This is a genomic window from Phenylobacterium sp., from assembly GCF_036263695.1.
In the GTDB taxonomy this organism is placed as follows: Bacteria; Pseudomonadota; Alphaproteobacteria; order Caulobacterales; family Caulobacteraceae; genus Phenylobacterium.
In genome coordinates, this window is sequence record NZ_DATAGM010000272.1 from 1 (window position 1) to 3408 (window position 3408).

Here is a 3408-nt window from a genome sequence, read left to right on the forward strand (position 1 = left end):
GTACTCGCTGATCCGGTTGTTGATGACGCCCTTGCCTTCCAGCACCGCCTTCTTCTTGGCGTCGAAGGCGGTGGTGTCGTCCTTGAAGTACTGGATCAAGGTGCCGGGCTCGGGACCTTCGTAGAGGATCTTGGCCTTGCCCTCGTAGATCTTTTTGCGGCGGGTCATCTGGCGCCTTCTCCATGAGCCAGGGCTGCCGGCGGCGGAAAACGAAAAACGCGCGCGGTCCCTTCCGAACGCGCGCGGCTCCGACTCGGCCTCTGGCTCTCATTGAGGCGAGGGGAAATTAGCGGAACGAAGTGTGCGGCGCAAACAGAGCCCTGCGGCGCCTTGCACGCACTGGCGCGTTTCCATTGCGGGCCGCGCCCGCCCGCGATAGGGAGGGGCCTTCGCGGGGCGTAAGCTTTAGGGATCACATGACCACCTTCAACGATCGTGAACGGGGCTTCGAGGGTAAGTTCGCGCTCGATCAGGAGCAGGAGTTCAAGGCGTCCGCCCGGCGCAACCGCATGCTGGCCGAATGGGCCGCGGGCCTGATGGGCCTGTCGGGCGACAACATCGCCGAATATTCGAAGGCGGTGGTCCGCTCGGACTTCCAGGAAGCCGGCGACGAAGACGTGCTGCGCAAGGTCTTCGAGGACCTGAAGGGCGCCGGCGTCTCGGTCACCGAAGCCGACGTTCGCCGCCGCATGGACGAGCTGATGGCCCAGGCCCGCGAACAGGTGCGTTCGGGGAAGTAGGGCCTCAGGCCCGCATCTGGCTCTCCAGGTACTTCCGGATCCCCGGCCCGAACGGCGGGCGGAGCTGCTTCAGCGGTCCGATGTCCTTCTTGATCTGAGTGTAGACGGCCTTTCGGTGGCTGAACTCGCGGAAGCCGTCGTGGCCGTGGTAGCTGCCCATGCCTGACGGCCCGACGCCGCCGAACGGCAGCTCCTCCTGGGCCACGTGGAAGATGACGTCGTTGACCGTGACCCCGCCGGAGGTGGTGGAGCTCAGCACCTTCTCCCGCTCGCCCGCATCGTCGCCGAAGTAGTAGAGGCCAAGCGGCCGGTCGCGGGCGTTCACGTAGCCGATAGCCTCGTCCACCGAGACGTAGCTCTTCACCGGCAGCAGCGGGCCGAAGATCTCCTCCTGCATCACCTTCATGTCGTCGGTCGGATCGAGGATCAGGGTGGGGGCGATCTTGCGGTGCTCCTGCTGCGAGAGGTCCTCGCCCTGGGGCTTCAGCTCCACCACCGTCGCACCCTTGGCCCGAGCGTCGGCCACATAGTCCTGGATCCGGTCGTAGTGCCGCTGGGCGACGATGGCGGTGTAGTCGGGATTGTCCCGGATCGTCGGGAACATGGTCGCCACCGACCGGCGGGCCGCCTCGACGAAGCCGTCCATCTTGTCGCGCGGGGCCAGAACGTAGTCGGGGGCCAGGCAGATCTGGCCGGCGTTCAAGGTCTTGCCGTTCATGATCCGCGCGGCGGCGACGTCCAGGTCGGCGGACTTGGAGAGGATCACCGGGCTTTTGCCGCCGAGCTCCAGGGTGACCGGGACGAGGTTCTCCGCCGCGGCCCGCATCACGTGTTTGGCGATGGCCGTGCCGCCGGTGAAGATCAGGTGGTCGAAGGCCAGGCCCGCGAAGGCCTGGCCGACCTCCGGTCCCCCGGTGACCACGGCGATCTCCTCCTCCGGGAAGGCGGAGGCGAACATGATCTTCAAGAGCTCCGAGGTGGCCGGCGTCAGTTCGGACGGCTTGATCATCGCCCGGTTGCCGGCGGCCAGTACGCCAGCCAGGGGCGCGAAGGTCAGGTTCACCGGGAAGTTCCAGGGGCTGATCACGCCGACGACGCCTTTGGGCTGGAAGCGCACCTCGGCCTTGGCGCCGAACAGGCCCAGCAGCGCGGGCGTGGTCTTGCGCTTCTCCGGCCGCATCCATCGGCGCAGGTTCTCCTTGGCGTGCTTCAGCGGGCCTATAGAGCCGGCGATGTCGGTGAAGGCGGTGGCCTCCCGCGAGCGCGAGCCGAAGTCGGCGTTCAGCGCCTCCTCGATGGCCGCCCGGTTGTCGATCAGAAGGCCGATGCAGCGCTCGATGCGCGCGATCCGGGTCTCGGCCGAGGGGGTGCCGTCGCGCAGCTGCGCCGCCTTCTGGCGCTCCAGCAGGGCGAGCATGGCGGGCGTGTCCATGAGGTGTCCTCCAGTTCCGGGGAGAACGCTGTGCGCCGACCGCGCCGCTTGGCAAGCCTGACCTCGCGGCAGGGGGTGGCGCTTCTTCGAGGGTGTGCTAATTAGATGTCGATCAAAGGATTGCCGCCATGGACACGCCCGACTTCCAGACCTTGCTGGCCTTCTTCAAGGCGATGGCCAACGAGAGCCGCCTCCGGATCGTCGGCCTGCTCGCCGAGCGCGAACGTAGCGTGCAGGAGGTGGCCGAGCTCTTGGACGTCAAGGAGCCGACCGTCTCACACCACCTGGCGGCCCTGAAGGCGCTCGGGCTGGTGAGCGTGCGCGCCGAGGGCGTCACCCGTTGGCATGCCCTGCGGCCAGAGGCGCTGACGGCAATGAACCGGGCCCTGCTCGAGCCCAAGGCGGTGAGCGCCATGGCGCCGGCTGCCGACAACTGGGAGGAGAAGGTGCTCTCCGGCTTCGTCGAGCCCGACGGGCGGCTGAAGGTCATCCCCGCCAGCCGCCGCAAGCGCGAGGTGGTGCTGCGCTGGCTCACCGGCCAGTTCGAGGAGGGCCGCCGCTACCGCGAAGCCGAGGTCAACGAGATCCTCCAGCGCCGCCACTGGGACAGCGCCACCCTGCGCCGGGAGATGATCGGCCACGGGATGATGGCCCGCGAGGCGGGGGTGTACTGGCGGACCTGACCCTTTCCGTCCCCTTCATGGGAGGGTGAACGCGGGCGAAGCCCGCGGACGGGTGGGGGAGTCAGAGACCGCGCGGGCCGAAGCTCGTCACTTCCCCACCCCGGTCGGCTGCGCCGGCTCGACCCTCCCCATAAAGGGGAGGGAAAGAGAAACGCCTACTCCGCCGCCTTCGCCACCGCGTCCTGGCCGAACACGCGCGCGAAGATCACGTCGACGTTCTTGAAGTGATAGCCGAGGTCGAAGAGCTCGGAGAGCTCGGCCTCGGAAAGGGTGACCTCGGGGTCGGCCTTGAGGAAGTCGAGGAAGTTCCCCTCGCCGCGCCAGACCCTCATCGCGTTCCGCTGGACGGCAGCGTAGGAGGCCTCGCGGCTGAGGCCCTTCTGGGTCAGGGCCAGCAGCACCCGCTGGGAGTGGACGAGGCCGCCCAGCCGGTCGAGGTTCTTGGCCATGTTCTCCGGGTAGACCACCAGCCGCTCGACGACGCCCGCCAGCCGCCGCAGGGCGAAGTCCAGGTGGACGGTGGCGTCGGGGGCGATGGCTCGCTCGACCGAGG

At 68.0% G+C, this 3408-nt stretch carries 4 protein-coding genes and 1 pseudogene; 2 read left to right on the plus strand and 3 right to left on the minus strand.

The window, feature by feature from the left end; all coding sequences use genetic code 11:
* Positions 1–168 (minus strand): phosphoribosylaminoimidazolesuccinocarboxamide synthase (locus tag VHK87_RS10970; RefSeq protein WP_329634939.1); only part of this gene is annotated, 168 nt, incomplete at its 3' end.
* Between the two features lie 248 nt (positions 169–416).
* On the opposite strand from VHK87_RS10970, the gene VHK87_RS10975 reads away from it, so the two are divergent.
* Complete coding sequence (locus tag VHK87_RS10975) at positions 417–740, plus strand: DUF1476 domain-containing protein (RefSeq protein ID WP_329634936.1); 324 nt, start codon at positions 417–419, stop codon at positions 738–740.
* A 4-nt stretch (positions 741–744) separates the two neighbouring features.
* Here VHK87_RS10975 and VHK87_RS10980 read toward each other — a convergent pair whose 3' ends face one another.
* Positions 745–2172: a coniferyl aldehyde dehydrogenase gene (locus VHK87_RS10980; RefSeq protein ID WP_329634937.1), complete on the minus strand. Its 1428-nt coding sequence runs from the start codon at positions 2170–2172 to the stop codon at positions 745–747.
* A 128-nt stretch (positions 2173–2300) separates the two neighbouring features.
* On the opposite strand from VHK87_RS10980, the gene VHK87_RS10985 reads away from it, so the two are divergent.
* Positions 2301–2855, plus strand: a complete 555-nt coding sequence (locus VHK87_RS10985; protein WP_329634938.1) for a metalloregulator ArsR/SmtB family transcription factor — start codon at positions 2301–2303, stop codon at positions 2853–2855.
* 155 nt (positions 2856–3010) lie between these two features.
* Here VHK87_RS10985 and VHK87_RS10990 read toward each other — a convergent pair.
* Positions 3011–3408, minus strand: a pseudogene (locus tag VHK87_RS10990) (adenylosuccinate lyase); the annotation flags it as partial.

Coding starts and splice junctions, on each gene's coding strand:
- VHK87_RS10980 (WP_329634937.1), bottom strand. CDS start 2,172: ATGGACACGCCCGCCATGCTCGCCCTGCTGGAGCGCCAGAAGGCGGCG.
- VHK87_RS10975 (WP_329634936.1), top strand. CDS start 417: ATGACCACCTTCAACGATCGTGAACGGGGCTTCGAGGGTAAGTTCGCG.
- VHK87_RS10985 (WP_329634938.1), top strand. CDS start 2,301: ATGGACACGCCCGACTTCCAGACCTTGCTGGCCTTCTTCAAGGCGATG.